Source organism: Streptomyces sp. NPDC059524, assembly GCF_042749255.1.
Classification (GTDB): Bacteria; Actinomycetota; Actinomycetes; order Streptomycetales; family Streptomycetaceae; genus Streptomyces; species Streptomyces xanthii.
Window position 1 is genome coordinate 1327 of sequence record NZ_JBHYTK010000090.1, and the last position, 19253, is coordinate 20579.

The 19253-nt window shown below is 71.8% G+C and carries 19 protein-coding genes; 3 read left to right on the forward strand and 16 right to left on the reverse strand.

All coding sequences use genetic code 11. The annotated features are described in order from the left end of the window. Nucleotides 1-157: 157 nt before the first annotated feature. Nucleotides 158-478 carry a ferredoxin gene (gene fdxA, locus ACFW9D_RS23695; RefSeq protein WP_161301852.1) on the reverse strand — a complete coding sequence of 107 codons (321 nt, stop codon included), beginning with the start codon at nt 476-478 and terminating at the stop codon, nt 158-160. Nucleotides 479-618: 140 nt separating this feature from the next. Between fdxA and ACFW9D_RS23700 the strand changes: the two genes are divergently transcribed. Beyond that, nucleotides 619-1644 carry a GNAT family N-acetyltransferase gene (locus ACFW9D_RS23700; protein ID WP_384624486.1) on the forward strand — a complete coding sequence of 342 codons (1026 nt, stop codon included), beginning with the start codon at nt 619-621 and terminating at the stop codon, nt 1642-1644. Then, nucleotides 1641-2462: a transglutaminase-like domain-containing protein gene (locus tag ACFW9D_RS23705; RefSeq protein ID WP_188337033.1), complete on the forward strand. Its 822-nt coding sequence runs from the start codon at nt 1641-1643 to the stop codon at nt 2460-2462. Before ACFW9D_RS23700 ends, ACFW9D_RS23705 begins: the two co-directional genes overlap by 4 nt. A 107-nt stretch (nt 2463-2569) precedes the next feature. Here ACFW9D_RS23705 and ACFW9D_RS23710 read toward each other — a convergent pair whose 3' ends face one another. The 8 genes from ACFW9D_RS23710 to ACFW9D_RS23745 all read right to left on the reverse strand — a co-directional run bounded on the left by ACFW9D_RS23710 (nt 2570) and on the right by ACFW9D_RS23745 (nt 9787). Further along, the gene (locus tag ACFW9D_RS23710) at nt 2570-3196 is read right to left on the reverse strand and encodes a response regulator (protein WP_384624488.1); all 627 of its coding nucleotides are present in this window, start codon (nt 3194-3196) and stop codon (nt 2570-2572) included. Next, nucleotides 3193-4374 (reverse strand): sensor histidine kinase, encoded by a 1182-nt coding sequence (locus tag ACFW9D_RS23715; RefSeq protein WP_384624511.1) that lies wholly within the window; start codon nt 4372-4374, stop codon nt 3193-3195. Before ACFW9D_RS23715 ends, ACFW9D_RS23710 begins: the two co-directional genes overlap by 4 nt. 5 nt (nt 4375-4379) lie before the next feature. Further along, the gene (locus ACFW9D_RS23720) at nt 4380-5123 is read right to left on the reverse strand and encodes an ABC transporter permease (protein WP_384624490.1); all 744 of its coding nucleotides are present in this window, start codon (nt 5121-5123) and stop codon (nt 4380-4382) included. Then, nucleotides 5120-6022 (reverse strand): ABC transporter ATP-binding protein, encoded by a 903-nt coding sequence (locus ACFW9D_RS23725; protein ID WP_384624492.1) that lies wholly within the window; start codon nt 6020-6022, stop codon nt 5120-5122. Before ACFW9D_RS23725 ends, ACFW9D_RS23720 begins: the two co-directional genes overlap by 4 nt. A 95-nt stretch (nt 6023-6117) precedes the next feature. Further along, nucleotides 6118-8106, reverse strand: a complete 1989-nt coding sequence (locus tag ACFW9D_RS23730) for a hypothetical protein (protein ID WP_384624494.1) — start codon at nt 8104-8106, stop codon at nt 6118-6120. A 143-nt stretch (nt 8107-8249) separates the two neighbouring features. Then, a complete protein-coding gene (locus ACFW9D_RS23735) occupies nt 8250-8639 on the reverse strand; it encodes a DUF6113 family protein (RefSeq protein WP_188341325.1) in 390 nt (129 codons plus the stop codon). Between the two features lie 38 nt (nt 8640-8677). Then, the gene (gene mshB / locus ACFW9D_RS23740; protein ID WP_384624495.1) at nt 8678-9568 is read right to left on the reverse strand and encodes an N-acetyl-1-D-myo-inositol-2-amino-2-deoxy-alpha-D-glucopyranoside deacetylase; all 891 of its coding nucleotides are present in this window, start codon (nt 9566-9568) and stop codon (nt 8678-8680) included. A 24-nt stretch (nt 9569-9592) separates the two neighbouring features. Continuing rightward, complete coding sequence (locus ACFW9D_RS23745; protein ID WP_188337040.1) at nt 9593-9787, reverse strand: hypothetical protein; 195 nt, start codon at nt 9785-9787, stop codon at nt 9593-9595. Nucleotides 9788-9995: 208 nt separating this feature from the next. Between ACFW9D_RS23745 and ACFW9D_RS23750 the strand changes: the two genes are divergently transcribed. Continuing rightward, nucleotides 9996-12143 (forward strand): prolyl oligopeptidase family serine peptidase, encoded by a 2148-nt coding sequence (locus ACFW9D_RS23750; RefSeq protein WP_384624497.1) that lies wholly within the window; start codon nt 9996-9998, stop codon nt 12141-12143. 161 nt (nt 12144-12304) lie between these two features. Here the strand turns inward: ACFW9D_RS23750 and ACFW9D_RS23755 are convergent, their stop codons facing one another. The 7 genes from ACFW9D_RS23755 to ACFW9D_RS23785 form a co-directional block, all read right to left on the reverse strand. Further along, on the reverse strand, nt 12305-13345 hold the full coding sequence (locus tag ACFW9D_RS23755) for an ABC transporter ATP-binding protein (protein ID WP_188337042.1): 1041 nt from the start codon (nt 13343-13345) through the stop codon (nt 12305-12307). Beyond that, on the reverse strand, nt 13332-14315 hold the full coding sequence (locus ACFW9D_RS23760; RefSeq protein WP_188337043.1) for an ABC transporter ATP-binding protein: 984 nt from the start codon (nt 14313-14315) through the stop codon (nt 13332-13334). The genes ACFW9D_RS23755 and ACFW9D_RS23760 overlap by 14 nt, the downstream gene beginning before the upstream one ends. A 5-nt stretch (nt 14316-14320) precedes the next feature. Further along, nucleotides 14321-15340 (reverse strand): ABC transporter permease, encoded by a 1020-nt coding sequence (locus ACFW9D_RS23765; RefSeq protein ID WP_188337044.1) that lies wholly within the window; start codon nt 15338-15340, stop codon nt 14321-14323. Beyond that, nucleotides 15333-16256, reverse strand: a complete 924-nt coding sequence (locus ACFW9D_RS23770) for an ABC transporter permease (protein WP_384624500.1) — start codon at nt 16254-16256, stop codon at nt 15333-15335. Before ACFW9D_RS23770 ends, ACFW9D_RS23765 begins: the two co-directional genes overlap by 8 nt. A gap of 81 nt (nt 16257-16337) precedes the next feature. After that, the gene (locus ACFW9D_RS23775; protein WP_188337046.1) at nt 16338-17978 is read right to left on the reverse strand and encodes an ABC transporter substrate-binding protein; all 1641 of its coding nucleotides are present in this window, start codon (nt 17976-17978) and stop codon (nt 16338-16340) included. Nucleotides 17979-18088: 110 nt separating this feature from the next. Further along, nucleotides 18089-18610, reverse strand: coding sequence for a GNAT family N-acetyltransferase (locus tag ACFW9D_RS23780; RefSeq protein WP_384624502.1), 522 nt, complete (start codon nt 18608-18610; stop codon nt 18089-18091). 33 nt (nt 18611-18643) lie between these two features. Continuing rightward, complete coding sequence (locus ACFW9D_RS23785) at nt 18644-19165, reverse strand: GNAT family N-acetyltransferase (protein ID WP_384624503.1); 522 nt, start codon at nt 19163-19165, stop codon at nt 18644-18646. Nucleotides 19166-19253: the final 88 nt, after the last annotated feature.

Consider the following 19253-nt stretch of genomic DNA (forward strand, 5'->3'; position numbering starts at 1 on the left):
GGGGGGTCGTCTCCGGCCTCTGGTGTCGTGCACACAGTCTTGGGCCCGTCCTCCCTGCGTCGTTGTCTGCTGGTCATTAAACGCCCGGCTCCCGACTGCGACTGACGAAGCCGTACGGGACCGGGGTCGTGCGCATGCGTACCGCTGACCGGCGGCGTCAGCCGTTCTGCGGCGGCAGCGCGGCGATGAACGGGTGGTCCTTCTCGATCAGGCCCATCTTCGAGGCACCACCGGGCGAACCGAGCTCGTCGAAGAACTCGACGTTCGCCTTGTAGTAGTCCTTCCACTCCTCAGGAGTGTCGTCCTCGTAGAAGATCGCCTCGACCGGGCAGACCGGCTCACAGGCACCACAGTCGACGCATTCGTCCGGGTGGATGTACAAGGACCGGGAGCCCTCGTAGATGCAGTCGACCGGGCACTCCTCGATGCACGCCTTGTCCTTGACGTCGACACAAGGCTGCGCGATGACGTAAGTCACGCTGTCGTTCCTCCTCGATAGGGCGCTGGCGGGCCTCCACAGGCTCCGCCGCCTGGCGCGCGGGAGCGCGGCGTCGTCGATGCCCGCCCCTAGTATCTCCGTTCTTGGGCATGATCCGAACAGGAGGGGTGGACCGAGCTGTGGAATTCACTGCGGGCGGACGGCTCGAGGTTCGCTTGAACCCGTCTGACGTGGGAAAACGCGTGTCTGTACGACGGGTGACGGAGGACGGCCCCGCGGGTCGGAAGTTCACCGACACCGTCGGCGTTCTCACATCGTGGGACGATGGTGTGCTGCACATCACACGACGGGGTGGTGAGAGCGTGCGCATCGAGGAGTCGACGCTGGTCGCGGGCAAGGTCGTGCCCGCCGAACCGGCCCGCCGGCGCGGCCCCGCCGCCACGTTTCCGGAGCTCGCCCGGGCCGCCGCGCGCGCCTGGCAGCCGCTGGAGAGCGAGCGGCTCGGCGACTGGGAGCTGCGGGCGGCCGAGGGCTTCACGCGGAGGGCGAACTCCGTCCTCCCGCTGGGCGATCCCGGTCTCCCCCTCGACGAGGCCCTCGCCTTCGTACGCGCGTGGTACGCGGCCCGTGATCTTCCCGCTTACGCCCAGACGGCCACGGGGGCGCCCGGTGCGCAGGAGCTGCTCTGCGCGGAGCTCGAGGCGCGGGGCTGGGTGCGGGAGGTCAGCGCGGAGCTGCGGATCGCCTCGCTGGCGCCGATCGGGGACGCGGTGGACGCGGTCGATCTCGGGGAGCGGGTGCGGATCGCGCGGACCTGCGACGAGGCGTGGCTGAACCGGTACCAGCGGTTCGGGAAGGCCTCGCCGGCCGTGCTGAAGGTGCTGCACTCCGGGCCGTCCGTGTGGTTCGCGACGGTGCCCGGCGAGGGCGGGGCGCCGGCGGCGATCGGGCGGTGCGTGGTCGACGGGCGGTGGGCCGGGTTCGCGGCGGTCGAGGTGGCCCCGGAGCGGCGCCGTGAGGGTCTCGGGACGCTGGTGATGGCGGCGCTGGCCCGGCAGGCGCTCGACGAGGGTGCGTCGGCGGCGTGGCTGCAGGTGGAGGCGGACAACGCGGGGGCGCGGGCGCTGTACGACGGTCTGGGCTTCGCCACGCATCACGCCTACCACCACTACCGGGCGCCGGAGGCGGAGGCGGACGGGCGATGAGCAGCGAGCTGCGCCGCAGGTTCGCCGAGGAGGCGCGGGCCGAACGGCCTGATCTGGCGCTGCTGTGCCTGTTGGTCGCGGCGGAGGCGGATCCCGGGCTCGACGAGGCCGGGATGGACGCCGTGCAGATCGAACTGGACGAGCTGGCCGGGCAGTTGCCGTTCCGGCCGGGCGGGCCGCGGTCCTGGGCGCTCGCGCTGGGCGAGCTGCTGGGGGCGCGGCTCGGCTTCCACGGGGTGCCCGGCGACTATCAGCGGCTGGAATCCTCGCTGCTGCACGAGGTGATGCGGCGGCGGCGCGGGCTGCCGATCCTGCTGTCCGTGGTGTGGCTGGAGGTGGCACGACGGGCCGGGGCGCCGGTGTACGGGGTGGCGCTGCCGGGGCATTTCGTGGTCGGGTTCGGGGCGCCGGAGGAGCAGGTGCTGGCGGATCCCTTCGGGGCGGGGCGGGTGCTGAGCGGGGCGGACGCGGAGCTGCTCGTCGTCGGGGCCACGGGGGCGCCGCTGGAGGGGTCGATGCTGCGGCCCGCGGATCCGGTGGAGATCGTCCTGCGGATCCTCAACAACGTGCGGGCCTGGGCGGCGGCGCGCCCCGAGCACTCCGACGTGTCCCTGTGGGCGGTGGAACTGTCCCTGCTGCTCCCCTCGCACCCGGCCCGCCTGCGCTACGAGCGCGCCCAACTCCTGGTCCGTCGCGGCGAGTTCGTCTCCGGGGCGGTCGAGCTGGAGGCCTACGCGGAGGTGCTCGGCGCGGTGGACGACGCGGCGGCAGAACTCGTCCGCGGCCAGGCGCGCGCGGCCCGGGCGATGATGAACTGAGCGGTGCGGGGCGGCTGGTCGCCGGGTGCGCCCCTCGTCGTGGCCGATCGCGCCCCGCCCCGAAGCCGCTGATCAGGCACAGCCCCGCGCACCTGAGGGGGCGCGGCTCACAGCCAGCCCTTTTCTCTGGCGGCTCTTACCGCTTCCGCTCTGTTGCGGACCGCCAGTTTTTGGATGGCTGTGGAGAGGTAGTTGCGGATCGTGCCCTGGGAGAGGTGCAGGGCACGGGCCAGTTCCGCGTTGGTGCGGCCGTCGGCGGCCTCGCGGAGGATCTCGCGTTCGCGGTCGGTGAGGGGGTTGGCGCCCTCGGCGAGGGCGGCGGCGGCCAGGGCCGGGTCGATGACGCGTTCGCCGCGCAGGACCGTACGGACGGCTTCGGCGAGCTGGGCGGCCGGGGCGTCCTTGACGAGGAACGCGTCGGCGCCCGCCTCCATCGCGCTGCGCAGGTAGCCCGGGCGGCCGAAGGTCGTCAGGACGACCAGCTTCACGTCCGGGAGGGCGGCGTGGAGTCGGGCGGCGGCCTCGATGCCGGTGCAGCCGGGCATCTCGATGTCGAGCAGCGCCACGTCGACGGCGTGCGCGCGGGCCGCCGCGAGGACCTCGTCGCCGCGGGCGACCTGGACGACGACCTCGATGTCCGGCTCCAGGCCGAGCAGCGCCGCGAGGGCCTCGCGCACCATCGACTGGTCCTCGGCGAGCAGCACCCTGATCGTCGTGTCGTTCGGCGTGATCATGCGGCGGATCCTACGGAGGCCGCGGGGACCCGGGCCACCAGCAGGAAGCCGCGCCCGGCCGCCGGGCCGGTGTCGAGGGTGCCGCCGACGGCCGCGACGCGTTCGGCGAGGCCGGTGAGGCCGTTGCCGGGCGGGGAGCCGGAGGGCCCGGCGCCGTCGTCCTCGACGGTCAGCTCGACGACCGGCCCGGCGAGGGTCTCGCGCCGGACGAGGTGGACGAGGCAGCGCCGGGCGCCGCTGTGCCGTACGACGTTGGTGACGGCCTCGCGCAGGGTCCAGGCGAGCGCGGCCTCCTGGGTCTCGGGCAGGTCGGGACCGGTGGAGGGGACCTCGGCGGCGATGCCGGCGGCGGACAGCGCCGCCTGGGCGCCCGCGAGTTCGGCGGCGAGCCGGGGCCGCCGGTAGCCGGTGACGGCCTCACGGACGTCGACGAGGGCCTGCCGGCTGACCTTCTCGATGTCGGCGACCTGGTCGGCGGCCTTGTCGGGGTGGTCGGGCAGCATGCGGCCGGCCAGTTCGCTCTTGAGCGTGATGAGCGACAGGGAGTGGCCGAGCAGGTCGTGCAGGTCGCGGGCGAGCCGCAGCCGCTCCTCGTTGGCGGCGAGCTGGGCGACCTGGGCGCGGGCGCGGCGCAGTTCGCGGGTGGTCCGTACGAGCTGGCGCACGCCGGTCATGGAGAAGCCGCCGAGCAGCGCGGGCACGACCAGGCCGAGTTCGGGCCCTTCGTCGAGGTATGCGGCGATGGCGACCATGAGGCCGGTCGTCACGAGGATCGCGATGCGGGAGACGCGGATCGGGAGGACGGCTCCGCAGGCGACGGCCACGTAGACGAAGAGGACGAGCCAGGGGCCGCCCAGGGTGAGGGAGAGGGTGACGGCGCCGGCCGTCAGGGCGGTCAGGGCGGCGGGCACGATCGCGCCGGTCACCGGCCAGTTGGTGTGCCGGAAGACCAGGGTCACGTAGGCGAGGGTGAACAGGATCAGGCCGGTCCAGCCGAGGGCGGTGCCGGCGGGGCCGTGCCGGTGGTCGAGCAGGTCGGAGACCGGGTCGCTCATGAAGATCAGCCACATGCCGATCCAGAGGAGCTTCACGAAGAACTCGCGGCGGTTCTCGGGCGGCTGACCGATCTTGGGCAGCCGCCGCTCGGTGCCGGCGTCGAGCCCGGCGTCCACGTCCATGTCGCTCACGCCTTCAGGGTGTCCTTCCGGTACAGCCAGGCCGCGCCGCCCGCGAAGAGCAGGAAGTACGCGACGAGCAGGGTGACGTCCCCGGCGTGCGGGGCGTCCCCCAGTTCGATGGCCCGGCCGAGGGCAGCGTACGCGTGCGTGGGCAGCCACCGGGCGATGTCCTGGAGCCAGTCCGGGAACGTGGTGGCGGGCATCCACAGGCCGCCGAGGACGGACAGGCCGAAGTAGACGATCATCGTGAGGGGGCGGACCGCGTCGCCGGACGCGAGGTAGCCGATGGCGACGCCGAGCGCGGCGAAGCAGAGGCTGCCGGCCCAGATCGCGCCGGTGAGCGCGAGCCACTGCCAGGCCTCGAACCGTACGTCCTTCAGGAGCGCGGCGACGGCGAAGACGACCACGATGGACGGCAGGGAGACGACGGCGGCGCTCGCGGTCTTGGCGAGGACGTAGCCGCGGCCCGGCAGGGTGGTCAGGCGCAGTTGGCGGACCCAGCCGCTCTCGCGTTCCTTGGCGATGCGTTCGCTGTTGCCCATGAGGACGGCGGTGAGGGCGCCGAAGGAGGCCATCGAGACCATCATGAACGAGGCCACGGTGAGGCCGGTGCCGTCCACCCGCTCGTCCGCGCCGCCCGCGCTCCCGGAGATGATCAGGAACAGGACGGACGGGTAGATCACCGAGAAGAACAGGAACTTCTTGTTCCGCAGGGCGCGGGCGAGTTCCAGCTTGATCAGGCTGTTCATCGGGTTCTGGCCTCCTCGGCCTCGGTGATGGCGACGAAGGCCTGCTCCAGGCCGAGGCCCGCGACCTCCAGGTTGCGCGGGTAGAGGCCGAGCCCGTACAGCGCGTGCACGGTCGCGTCGGCGTCGGTGGACTGGATGCGGACCGTGGATCCGGAGACCGTGATGCCGGTCAGATGCGGGAGCCCCGCGAGGGCGTCGGGGTCGACGGCGTCGAGGTCGAAGGAGACCTTGCGGGCGCCCGCCTTCGCCTTGATCTCGGCGGCGGTGCCGTCGGCGAGGAGCCGGCCGCGGTGCAGGACGAGGACGCGGTCGGCGATCGCGTCCGCCTCCTCCAGGTAGTGCGTGGCGAACAGGACGGTGCGGCCGCGGTCGGCCTGCTCGCGCATGGTGGCCCAGAAGGCCTGGCGGGCGGAGACGTCCATGCCGGTGGTCGGCTCGTCGAGGACGATCAGGTCACTGTCACCGGCGGTGGCGAGGGCGAAGCGGACGCGCTGCTCCTGGCCGCCGGACAGCTTGTTGACCTTGCGGTCGGCGATCTGCGTGACGCCCGCGCGGCTGAGCACCTCGCGCACCGGGTACGGGCGCGGGTGCAGGGAGCAGGCCAGCTGGACGAGTTCGGCGACGGTGACCTCGTCCATGAGGCCGCCGCTCTGCAGCATGGCGCCGACGCGGCCGCGGACGATGGCCTCGCGGGGCCGGGTGCCGAAGACGCGGACGTCGCCGCTGTCGGCGGGGCGCAGGCCGAGCAGCAGGTCGAGGGTGGTCGACTTGCCGGCGCCGTTGGGCCCGAGGAGGGCGACCGTCTCGCCCGGGTGCAGTTCGAGGCTGAGGCCGTCGACCGCCTTGACGGTGCCGTAGGCCTTGGTGACCCCGGTGAACGTGACCGCTGCTGCATTCATACGGCCATCGTCGCGGGCGGGCGGCGGCGCCCGGCAGTGTCGCGCGTCGCGACTCCCGCATGACGGATGTCATGCGGGAGCCGTGACGGGGCCGGCTACGTGGGGTTGGTGTCGATCTCCACGACGCGCTCGGCCGCGGTCTTGCCGAGCAGTGCCCGGCCCATCGCCTGGGCGACGTCCTGCGGGGTGACCGGGGTCTTCTTGCCGGTGCCGCGGGTGATCAGGACGCCGTCGAAGGTGTTGCCGTACAACTCCTTGAGCGCCTTCAGGTCGTAGGTCTCGACGAGCTTGCCGTCGACGGCCTTCATGCCGAGGATCTTCGGCAGCGACTTGTCGGGGCCGAACGGGATGGACGCGCTGCCCGCCTTGATCGTGATGAGACCCGACATGGCGGGCTCGGCGAACTGCTTCATCTTCCGGTCGACCTCGGCGTTCGGCACCGTGGGCTGCCGGGTCGTCGTCGGCACCTGGACGGGGCCCGAGGCGCCGGTCTCGACCTGGGCGCGGTAGGCCTCGCTGACGGCGGCGGTCGACTTGTCGACGTCGATGCCCTTGCCGGTCTTGCCGTAGACGGCGACGGCCTTGCCGGGCTCGAAGCGGATGGTGCCGTCGCCGGACGCGGCGGCGCCGCCCGCGGCCCGCTCCAGGGCGGCCGCGAGCTTCTCGTTGTCGACCGGCATGACCGGGTCGACGACGCGCTCGCCGCCGAACAGCGAGCCGATGACGGAGACCGGGTTGTAGTCGCTGCCCGCGGCGGCGCTGACGGTGGCCGCGCTGTCGAGGGAGAGGCCCGCCTGGTCCGGCTTCAGCTCGACGGTCTTGCCGTCGACGGAGAGCTTCAGGGCCTGGTCGGTGCGGGCGCCGAGGGCGGTCTCCAGCTTGGCGGCGGCCTCGTCGCGGGTGCCGCCGCCGATGTCGACGCCGAGGACGGTGGTGCCCTTGGGGACGTCGGAGTGGTTCATGAGCAGGCCCGCGCCGTAGGCGACACCGGCCAGGCCGACGACGCCGGCGCCGATCAGGACCAGCTTGTTGCGGCCCTTCTTCTTGGCGGGGGCCGACTGGGCCGGCACCGGGTCCGGCAGCTTCGGCGGGGTGAACGGCGTGGGCGCCGGGCCCTGGCCGCCGGTGGGCGGGGCGAACGGCGAGCCGGGGCCGCCGGCCGCCGGGACGCGCGGGATGCCGCTGGTGAGGGTGTCACCGGAGACATGGCCGCCCTGCGCGGAGGGGCCGGGCTCGGGGGCCGGCTTCTGCGGGGTGAGGATCGCGGTGTCGTCGCTCATCCGGGGCGCGGTCCCCGCGCCGGGGACGGCCGGATCCGGGACACCGGAGGTGATCATCGGGCCGTCGCCGCTGACGGGGCCCGTCGTCGGACCCGCCGGGCCGCGGCCGCCGGAGTCCTGGCCGCCGGAGAAGAACGGCAGGTCGCCGCGGTCGCCGGGGGCCTGCGGGCGCGGGCCGGAGGACGAGCCGAGGGGGCCGGTGGCGATCGCGCCGGTCACGTCGAAACCGCCGGACGAACCGCCGTCCCGCGGCGCCTCGGGCGTGCGGGGCGCCTGCGGCTCGGGGTCCGGGGCGTGGTCGCCGGAGGCCGAGGCGGCGGGCGCCGCCTTGCGCGGGGCGAACCAGTCGCTGGTCTTCTTCTCCTCGCGCGGCGTCTCACGCTGCGCCTCGGGCTCGGCGGGCGCCTGCGGGGCACCGGCCGGGGCCGCGGCGGACGCGGAATCCGTCGTCGAGGCCGCGTAGGACGCGAGGGCCGAGGGGCGGGACGCGTCGTCGGCGGGGGCGGCGGCCGGGGTCCGGGCCGGCTCTCCGCCGTCCTTCGGCTTGCCGTCCGCGTCGCTCATCGGCGTGCGCATGACGACCGGCGGGATCGGCCGGGAGCCGGGGATGTTGATCCGGATCCGGGTCGTCAGCGTGGTCTCGGTCTTCGGCGCGTCCGGAATGTCGGTGCCCTCGTCGCCCGGAGGCGTCGGTCCGGCGTCGCCGGGACGCGCGGACGTCCCGTAAGGAGGCGTTCCCGACGGGTACGCGGCAGCCCCGCGCCCCTGGGGCCCGGAGGACGAACTGTCAGTTTCACGACTCAAGGCAGGTTCTCCCGGTTGGCTCCGCCGCCCGTCTCGACCTCGCGCGGGCTGCTCGGCGGCGCGCACCACCATACTGGCCGCGGCCGGGGGTCACTGTGTGACGGATGGTGAATCCCGTGCGGCGAGGTCGTCGAAGTGGTACGTCACTTCCCAAGTCGGGCGTCGGACGCGGGTGGTTGCTGCCCCACGCCAAGGGTGGCGCACATCACAGCCACGGCCATCCCGCCGAGCAGGAAGACGTACGAGCCGATGCCGGCGCCGAACACGAAGTCGCCCTCGGGCCGGCTCGTGGTGAGCAGGACGACCGCGACGAGCCAGCCGGCCGCGGGGATCAGGGCGCCGGTGCGGGTGCGCAGCAGGCGGGCGCCTCCGAGGAACAGGCCGGCCGCCCCGGCGAGCGCGAGCAGCAACCCGCCCGGGAACCAGCCGCTTTGGACGAGTGCGCCCGCGAGGCCGGCCAGTGCGCCGAGCACCAGCAGCAGGGCCAGGGCGGCGATCCGCGCGGGTGAGGTCCCGCCGAAGGAGAAGGGCAGGTCGACCTGCCGGTCCGTGGCCGTCCTGCCGTCGCCGCTCACGCGCTCACTCCCTCGAACAGGTCCTTCTCGCGGGCCGATCCGGGCTCGCCCCGCACCAACTCGTAGTACTCGATGTCGAACAGCGGCTGCGCCAGGTCGTTGGAGAGCGCGAAGACGGTGCCGTCGGCCGTGACGTCGACCTGGGTGGCGTGGGCGCGCATCGCGGCGGCCTTGCGGTCGGCGTAGGGGCGGCCGTCGATCTCGGTGGTGATGCGCTCGTCGTCGGTGACACCGGGGACGTCGGCGACGACCGCGGCCACGGTGAACGGGGTGGCGTCCAGGGTCTCGGCGAGGCGCCGGAAGCGGTCCTCGACGACGGTGCGGGGCACCCGGTTCCAGTAGATCTTCTCGATCGTGTGCGGTTCGCCGAGGTCGCGCCGGAAGGCGGGCTCGGCGGCGAGCTCCGCGGCCCGCTGGGCGACGCGGTGCGCCTGGATGTGGTCGGGGTGGCCGTAGCCGCCGTCGGGGTCGTACGTGACCAGGACCTGCGGGCGGATCTCGCGGACGACGGCGACCAGGTGGGCGGCGGCCTCGTCGAGGTCGGCGGACCAGAAGGAGCCGGGCCGCTCGTTCTGCTCGGCGCCCATCATCCCGGAGTCCCGGTAGCGGCCCGGGCCGCCGAGGAAGCGGTGGTCGGTGACCCCGAGCTCCTTCATGGCGGCGGCCAGCTCCCCGATCCGGTGCGGGCCGAGCAGATCCTCCCGGTCCGGGGCGAGATGTGCCAGATCGGCGGGAATGACCTCACCCTCCTCGCCGAGGGTGCAGGTCACCAGCGTCACGTGGGCGCCTTCGGCGGCGTACTTGGCCATCGTGGCGCCGTTGTTGATCGACTCGTCGTCGGGGTGCGCGTGCACGAGCAGCAGACGCCGGGCGGGCAGTTCGGTCATGCGCCCACCCTAAGACGAGCGGGACTAGAACTTGATGCCGCCGATCATCCCTGCGACGTTCGTCGTCAGCTGGGTGATGGACGGGGCGATGGAGGAGCTCGCCAGGTAGAAGCCGAGGAGCATGCAGACGATCGCGTGCCCCCATTTCAGGCCGGACTTCTTGGTCAGAATGAAGACGATGATCGCGAACAGCACCACGGCCGAGATCGAGAGTGCCACAGCGGTCCTCCTCCAAGGTGTCCAGTGCCCAGGGTCCACACAGCGCGTATGCATGATAACTATGCGTCGCCGCGCATGAGTCGCGGGAAGGGTGCACAGGGGCGGTGGGGAGCGCGCGGGGGCGCACGCCCCTGCGGGCAAGCCGCTTCGGCCCGCGCACAGGGACACAGGGGGCGCATGTGAGGGCTGCGCCACCTAGGCTGCGGGGATGACCACCGAGATCGGAACAGACACCGGCGCCGAGGCGGCGTACTCCTTCCCGCGGCAGCACGCGCGTACCCAGCGTTTCACCCTGGGGGCGCCGCGCGCCTTCACGGTCGCGCCGGACGGGGAGCGCGTCGCCTTCCTGCGGTCCCCGTCGGGCACGGACCGGGCGAACGCGCTGTGGGTGCTCGATGTGACGGCCGGTCAGGAGCGGGTGGCCGCCGACCCGGTGGCGCTGCTCGACGGCGCCTCCGAGCGGCTCTCCGCGCAGGAGCGGGCCCGGCGCGAGCGCAGCCGCGAGGGCGGCGCCGGCATCGTGGGCTACGCGACGGACGCCGCCGTGGAGCTCGCCGCGTTCGCGCTCTCGGGCCGCCTGTTCGTCGCCGAGCTGCGCGCGGGCACCGCCCGCGAACTCCCGGTCCCCGGACCGGTCATCGACCCGCGCCCCTCCCCCGACGGCCTGCACGTCGCGTACGTGACGCAGGGCGCGCTGCGGGTCGTCGGCGCGGACGGCACGGGCGACCGGGCGCTGGCCGAGCCCGAGTCGGAGACGGTCACGTACGGGCTCGCCGAGTTCATCGCCGCCGAGGAGATGTCCCGCTACCGGGGCCACTGGTGGTCCCCCGGCTCGGACCGGCTGCTCGTGGCCCGCGCGGACGACGCCGCCGTGCAGCGCTGGTGGATCGCCGACCCGGCCCACCCGGACCGTGAGCCGGCCCGCACCGCGTACCCGGCGGCCGGCACGCCCAACGCCGAGGTGCGGCTCTTCGCGTACGGCCTCGACGGGGCGCGCACCGAGGTCGTCTGGGACCGCAAGGCGTACCCGTACCTGGCCCGGGTGCACTGGTCGGCGGACGGCGCCCCGCTGATCCTCGTGCAGGCCCGCGACCAGCGCAGCGCGCTCTACCTGGCGGTCGACCCGGCCGACGGTTCGACGCGGATGGTGCACGCCGACGAGGACGACCAGTGGCTGGAGCTGCTGCCCGGCGTGCCCTGCTGGTCGCCGAGCGGGCAGCTGGTGCGGATCGCGGACGAGGGCGGGGCGCGGGTCCTCGCGGTGGGCGAACGGCCGCTGACCGGGCCCCAGTTCCATGTGCGGGCCGTGCTCGACGTGGGGGACGGCGACGTGCTGGTCTCGGCGTCCGCGGGCGCCGACGCCGAGTCCCCGGAGACCGGCGAGGTGCACGTCCTGCGGGTCAACGAGCTGGGCGTGCAGCGCGTGACGACCGAGCCCGGTGTGCACTCCGCGGTGCGCGGCGGCGACGTCACCGTCCTCGTCTCGGCGACGCTCTCCGAGCCCGGGGCGCGGGTGCGGGTGGAGCGCGACGGCAAGCACGTCGCGGACATCGCCTCGTACGCCGAACGGCCCGTGCTCGCCCCGCGCGTGACGCTCACGGAGGCGGACGGCATCCCCTGCGCGGTGCTGCTGCCGACCTCGTACCAGGAAGGTGACGGGCCGCTCCCGGTGCTCATGGACCCCTACGGCGGGCCGCACGGGCAGCGGGTCATGGCCGCGCACAACCCGTGTCTGACCTCGCAGTGGTTCGCCGACCAGGGCTTCGCGGTGATCGTCGCGGACGGGCGGGGCACGCCGGGCCTCTCCCCCGGGCGCGAGAAGTCGATCCTGGGCGACTTCACGGTGACCCTGGACGACCAGGTGACGGCCCTGCACGCGCTGGCCGGGCGTTTCCCGCTGGACCTGTCCAAGGTGGCGATGCGGGGGTGGTCGTACGGGGGCTATCTGTCGGCGCTCGCCGTGCTGCGGCGGCCGGACGTCTTCCACGCGGGGATCGCGGGGGCGCCGGTCACGGACTGGCGGCTGTACGACACGCATTACACGGAGCGGTATCTGGGCGATCCGGGGGTCGACGCGGCGGCGTACGCGAAGAGTTCCCTGGTGACGGACGACGGGCTGTCCGAGGTGGCCTCGCAGCACCGGCCGATGCTCATCGTTCACGGGCTGGCCGACGACAATGTCGTCGTGGCCCACGCGCTGCGGTTGAGCTCCGCTCTGCTGGCGGACGGGCGGCCGCACGAGGTGTTGCCCTTGTCGGGCGTGACGCACATGACGCCTCAGGAGCAGGTCGCCGAGAACCTGCTCCTGCTCCAGGTGGACTTCCTGAAGAGGTCGCTGGGGTTGGACGGTCGCTGACGGCCCGGTGGGGGCTGGTCGCGCCCCGCGGCGGAGCCGCTGATGTCACAGCCCCGCGCCCCTGATGAGGCTGCGCCTCATCGGGGAAATGCGGCGCGAAGCGCCATGCATTTCAGGGGCGCGGGGAACTGCGCGACCAGCCCCCACACACCCGCGGACGACTACTCGCTCGGCACCACGTGTTTCTCCTCCGCGAAGTGGCACGCCGAGGGGTGCTTCGCCGGGTTGTCCTCCTCGCCGATGCGGAAGACCGCCGGGACCGCCAGGAGGGGGACCTCGTCCACGCAGCGCTGCTGCGCCTTCCAGCAGCGGGTGCGGAAGCGGCAGCCCGAGGGCGGGTTCGCCGGGGACGGGACGTCGCCGGAGAGGATGATCCGCTCGCGGTGCTCGCGCGCGTCCGGGTCCGGGACGGGCACGGCGGACAGGAGCGCCTGGGTGTAGGGGTGCGTCGGGTGCTCGTAGATCTCCTCGTCCGTGCCGATCTCGACGATGCGGCCCAGGTACATCACGCCGACCCGGTCGGAGATGTGCCGCACGATCGAGAGGTCGTGCGCGATGAAGACGTAGGAGAGGTCGAACTCGGTCTGGAGCCGGTCGAGGAGGTTGACGACCTGCGCCTGGACGGAGACGTCGAGCGCGGAGACCGGTTCGTCGGCGACGATGATCTCGGGGCGCAGGGCGAGGCCGCGGGCGATGCCGATGCGCTGGCGCTGGCCGCCGGAGAACTGGTGCGGGTACCGGTTGATGTACTCGGGGTTGAGGCCGACCACGTCGAGGAGGTCCTGGACGCGCTTGCGCCGGTCGCCCTTTGGGGCCACCTCGGGGTGGATCTCGTACGGCTCGCCGATGATGTCGCCGACCGTCATGCGCGGGTTGAGCGAGGTGTACGGGTCCTGGAACACCATCTGGATGTTGCGGCGGACGGCCTTCAGGGCGCGGCCGGACAGCTTGGTGATGTCCTCGCCCTTGTACTTGATGGCGCCGGCGGTGGGGCGTTCGAGGTTGACCAGCATCTTGGCGACGGTCGACTTGCCGCAGCCGGACTCGCCGACGATGCCGAGGGTCTCGCCCTGGGCGAGCTCGAAGTCGACGCCGTCGACGGCCTTGACCGCGCCGACCTGCTTCTTGATCAGGATGCCCTGGGTGAGGGGGTAGTGCTTGACCAGGCCCCGCACTTCGAGGAGGGGTTCAGCTTGAGGCATCGAGCGTCTCCTTCCAGAAGTGGCAGGCGCTGCGCCGCTCGGGGGCGACCTCGTAGAGCGGCGGGACGTCGGTGCGGCAGATGTCCTGGGCCATCGGGCAGCGCGGGTTGAAGGCGCAGCCGGGCGGGATGTTCATGAGGTTGGGCGGCAGTCCCTTGATGGCGAACAGCTCCTGGCCCTTCTGGTCCAGGCGCGGGATCGATTCGAGCAGGCCCTTGGTGTAGGGGTGGGCGGGCCGCTTGTAGATCTCGTGGACGGGGGCCGTCTCGACGATGCGGCCGGCGTACATGACGGCGATCTTGTCGGCGACGTCGGCGACGACACCCAGGTCGTGGGTGATGAGGATGAGGCCCATGTTGAGCTCGCTCTGGAGCTCTGCGAGCAGGTCCATGACCTGGGCCTGCACGGTGACGTCGAGGGCGGTGGTGGGCTCGTCGGCGATGATCAGGTCGGGTTCGAGGGCGAGCGCCATCGCGATCATGATGCGCTGGCGCATGCCGCCGGAGAACTGGTGCGGGTACTGGCCGACGCGTTCCTTCGCGGCGGGGATGCGGACCCGGTCCATCAGCTCGACGGCCTTGGCCTTGCCGTCCTTCTTGGACGTGCCCTTGTGGACGACGAACAGTTCGCCGATCTGCTCGCCCACGCTGAGCACGGGGTTGAGGGAGGACAGCGCGTCCTGGAAGATCATCGCCATCTCGGCGCCGCGCACCTTGCGCCGCTCCTCGTCCTTCAGCTTGAGCAGGTCGCGGCCCTTGAAGAGGATCTCGCCGCCGGTGATCCGGCCGGGCGGCATGTCGAGGATGCCCATGACGGCCTGGGCGGTGACGGACTTGCCGGAGCCGGACTCGCCGAGCACGGCGAGCGTCTCGCCTTCGTCGACGGTGTAGTTGACGCCGTTCACGGCCTTGGCGACGCCGTCCCGGGTGCGGAACTCGACGTGCAGATCGCGTACTTCGAGCAACGGCATGGGCGCTACCTCAGCTTCGGGTCGAGGGCGTCGCGCACCGCGTCGCCGAGCATGATGAACGCGAGCACGGTGAGGGCGAGGGCACCGGCCGGCCACAGCAGCATGTGCGGGGCGTTGCGGATGTAGGCGGAGGCGGCCGAGATGTCGATGCCCCAGCTGACCGCGGGCGGCTTCAGGCCGACGCCGAGGTACGAGAGGGTCGCCTCGAGCGCGATGTACGTGCCGAGCGCGATGGTCGCGACGACGATGACCGGCGCGACGGCGTTCGGCGCGATGTGCCGCAGCAGCATCCGGGAGTTGGAGGCGCCGAGCGCGCGGGCCGCCTGGACGTAGTCGTGCTGTTTGGCGGTGATGACGGAGCCGCGGGCGATGCGGGAGATCTGCGGCCAGCCGAGCAGCACCATGAAGCCGACGACGGGCCAGACGGTGTTGCTGGTGACGACGGACAGCAGGACGAGGCCGCCGAGGACGACGGGGATCGCGAAGAAGATGTCGGTGATCCGGGACAGGAGCGAGTCCCAGAAGCCGCCGAAGAAGCCCGCCAGGCCGCCGAGGACGGAGCCGAGGAGCGCGACGCCGAGGGTGGCGCAGACGCCGACGGTGATCGAGTTCCGGGCGCCGTACACGGTGCGGGTGTAGACGTCGCAGCCCTGGCCGTCGAAGCCGAAGGGGTGGCCCGGCTGGGAGCCTTCCTGGGCCTTGGCGAGGTCGCAGGAGAGCGGGTTCCCGGACGCGATGGCCTGCGGCCAGATCGAGATGAAGACCAGGAACAGGATGATCAGGCCGGAGATGATGAACACCGGGTTGCGGCGCAGGTCGCGCCAGGCGTCGGACCACAGGCTGCGCGGCTTGCCGGCCGGTCCGCCGCCGGCGGGTCCGCCGGTGCGGGTCTTCTCCAGGGTCTCGCCCTCGCTGGTGGCGAGGTCCATGGCGCCGCCCATGCCGGTGGCCGCGATGGCCCCGTCCTCGGGGGCCCGCCCGCCGCCGGACCAGGGTGCAGGCTCTGGCGCTTCGGGTTCAGGCATAGCGGATCCTCGGGTCGAGTACGGCGTACAGGAGGTCGACGATCAGGTTCACGAGGAGGAAGACCAGGACGAGGATCGTCACGAAGCCGACCACGGTCTGGGTGTTCTGGCGCACGATGCCCTGGTAGATCTGGAAGCCGACGCCGTGGATGTTGAAGATGCGCTCGGTGACGATGGCGCCGCCCATCAGGGAGCCGATGTCCGCGCCGATGAAGGTGACCACGGGGATCAGCGAGTTGCGCAGCAGGTGCCGGGTGATGACGCGGCGCCGGGGCAGGCCCTTCGCGATGGCGGTGCGGACGTAGTCGGCGCGCCGGTTCTCCGCGATCGAGGTGCGGGTCAGCCGGGTCACGTAGGCGAGGGAGACCGAGGCGAGCACGAGGCCCGGCACGATCAGTTCGTTGAACGGGGCCTCGGTGGAGACCGCCGGGCTGATCCAGCCCCATTCGACGCCGAGGAGCAGTTGCAGCAGCAGACCGGTGACGAACGTCGGGATGGAGATCACGACGAGGGTCAGCAGCAGCACCGTGGTGTCGATGGGGCGGCCGCGGCGCAGGCCCGTGATCACGCCGAGGGTGATGCCGACGATGATCTCGAAGAGGATGGCGACGATGGTCAGCCGGATGGTGACCGGGAACGCGCTCGCCATCAGCTCGGTGACCTTCTGGCCGTTGAACGCCGTGCCGAAGTCGCCGGTGAACACGTTCCCCATGTACGTCAGGTATTGCTGGAGCACCGGCTTGTCGAGGCCGAACTCCTTCTCCAGCTGGGCCTTGGTGGCCGGGTCGCAGGCCCGGTCGCCGCAGAGGCCGGCGATGGGGTCGCCCATCACGTTGACCATGAGGAAGATCAGCAGCGTCGCGCCGATGAAGACCGGGATCATCTGCAGCAGGCGCCGGATCACATAACGTCCCATGAGGACTCCGGGTTCCGGTTCCGTGAGCGGTGAGGGCGGCAGTCCGGCCGGTGACCGGTCCGGACTGCCGCCCTCCTGGGGTCAGTTGACCTTGATCTCGTTGTAGACGGGGACGCTGAAGGGGTTCAGCGCGACGTTGGAGACCTTGTCCGAGTAGCCGGCGCTGCCGTTCTGGTACCAGAGGGTGATCGCGGCCATGTTGTCGCGGACGACGCCCTCGGCCTCCTGGAACTTCTTGATGGCCGCCGTGGTGTCGGACTCGGCGTTCGCCTCGTCGATCAGCTTGTCGAACTGCTTGTTCGACCAGTGGCCGTCGTTGGAGGAGGCGTTGGTGTAGTACAGCGGCTGCAGGAAGTTCTGGATGAGCGGGTAGTCCATCTGCCAGCCGGCGCGGAACGGGCCCTTCATCTTCTTCTGCGTGATCTTGTTGCGGAAGTCGGCGAAGGTGCCGGTGGGGCTGCCGACGCAGGCCTTGTCGTTGTCCAGCGCGTTGTTGATGGAGTTGCAGACCGCGTCCACCCACTCCTTGTGGCTGCCGGTGTCGGCGTTGTAGCCGAGCTGCACCTGGCCGCCGGGGATGCCGCCGCCCTCCTTGACCAGCTTCTTGGCCTCGGTGGGGTTGTAGTCGCAGTACTTGCCGCACAGGCCGGGCTTGTAGCCGCCCTTCTCGCCGAGGACCGGGGAGGTCCAGTCGGTGGCCGGGGTGCGGGTGTTCTGGAAGATCGTCTCGGTGATCTGCTTGCGGTTGATCGCCATGGACAGGCCCTTGCGGACCTTGTCGCTGTCCGCCTTGTTCCACGCGGGGTCGTAGAACGGGAAGGCGAGGGTCTGCAGGATGCCGGCCGGCGTGTTGATGTAGCGGTCGCCGAGGTCGGCCTTCACGTTCTTGAGCTGGGAGGCGGGCACGTCGTCGACGAGGTCGAGGTTGCCGGCCGTCAGGTCCGTGTAGGCGGTGTTGTTGTCGGTGTAGACCTTGAGGTCCACGCCGCCGTTCTGCGCCTTGTCGTCTCCCGGGTACTTGTCCCACTTGCGCAGGGACATCTGGGAGCCCTTCTGGTACGACTGCACCGTGTACGGGCCGTTGCCCACGGGCTTCTTGACCCAGGCGTCGTGGTCGTCGAAGAACGCCTTCGGGAGCGGGGCGAAGGCCGCGTAGCCGAGGGTGTCGGGCCACAGCGAGAACTTCTGGTTCAGCTTGACCGTGAAGGTGCGCTCGCCGGTGACCTTGAGGCCGGACAGGGTCTGGGCCGACTGGCTGCCGCTGTCGGGGTGGACCTTGTCGTAGCCGTCGATCTGGCCGAAGAAGTAGGCGTTCTTCTGGTTGTTCTTCAGGCTCGCGCCGTAGTTCCAGGCGTCGACGAAGGACTTCGCGGTGACCTTCTCGCCGTTGGAGAACGTCCAGCCGTCCTTGACGGTGATCGTGAAGTTCTGCGAGTCCGAGGTGTCGATCTTCTCGGCGAGCATGTCCTTGGCCTCGCCGGTCTTCGGGTCGTACCGCTTGAGACCGCGGAAGATCATGTCGAGGACCTTGCCGCCCTGCACCTCGTTGGTGTTGGCGGGCTCCAGCGGGTTCTGCGGGTCGCCCCACGAAGAGCGCACGACGCCGGAGCCGTCGCCGCCACCGCCGCCTCCCCCGCTGTCACTGCCTCCACCACAGGCCGTCGCCGCGAGGGCTACGGCCACCGCACCTGCAGCCCATTTGGCGTGCGTGGCTCCACGCATGGAGTGCCTCCTCTTACCGATCACGCGTCACGTACGCCTCAATATCAACTCAACCCGGACATGTCGCACGCCGGGTGGGCCAACGGGTGTACGCGGTCGGAGGAGAAGGGTCAGACGGCCGCGGTGCGGCGGATCCAGCGGACCTCGCCGTCCTGGTGGACGTCGGTGGGACGCAGGCCGGCCGCCCGGGCGACCGCGGCCGAGGCGTGATGCTCCGGGTGGACGTGGGCCAGCACGATGTCGATCGGGCCCGCGATCCGGCCGGCCGCCAGGGCGTCGGCCAGCGCCTTCGCCGCCTCGCTCGCGATGCCTCTGCCCTGCCAGGGGGTGCCGGTGATCCAGGCGATCTCCGCGGTGCGGTGGGTGAGGTCGACGGTGGCCTGCACGGTGCCGGCCAGGACCCGCTCCTCCGTGATCCGCACGACCCAGTTCAGCCAGGCGGTACCGGGATCCGGCGCCCCGCCCACCAGCCTCTCGTACCGGGCCCTGAGCTCCGCCTCGCCGTACGGCTCACCCCCGATGAAGGTGTGCAGCCCCGGATCCCCGAGCACCCGAGCCATCTCCTCGGCGTGCGCCACGCCGAGCGGCACGAGCTCGAGCCGCGCGGTACGTATGAGCTGGGCCTGAACCACGGTTCTCCTCCGCGACGTGAGCGTGGGCGGCGGCTAGGCGGCGGCCGCTGACAGGTCCGTCCGCCACACGTGGGAGCGGATGAAGTTCCCCTTGGGGTACTCGAACTCGCACTCCTCGACGAGTTCGAACCCCGCCTTGCGGCAGACCGCGTTCGACGCGGCGTGGTGGACGGAGGGAAAGGCGTACAGGAAGCGGTGCCTGCCGTCGGCCCTGGCCCTGGCGACGACCGCCAGGGTCGCCGCGACCGCCAGACCGCGCCCCTGGAACTCCGGCAGGATCCCGTAACCCGTCTCATAGGCCGGCTCGCCACCCCACTCGTGGTCCCAGAAGCCGGTCGAGCCCACCGCCCGGCCCTCCGGCAGCAGCACGACACGGAACATGGTCCCGTTCGCGTCCGGGTCGAGATAACGCCGGTGCCGCTCCACGAGCCGCTCCTCGGACTCCGGACCACCGAGGTGCTCGGTCATCTCCGGCGTGTTGTTCCTACGGAGCAGGTCCAGATCACCCTCGGACCAGTGCTCGAGGGCTATGTGCGGAACATTGATCGCTGCCATGCCGCCAAGATACGACCCACCTCTGACAACGCCCCGGGGGCGGACTGCCCCGGAACGCGCGTCGGCCCGCACCCAGGGAGGTGCGGGC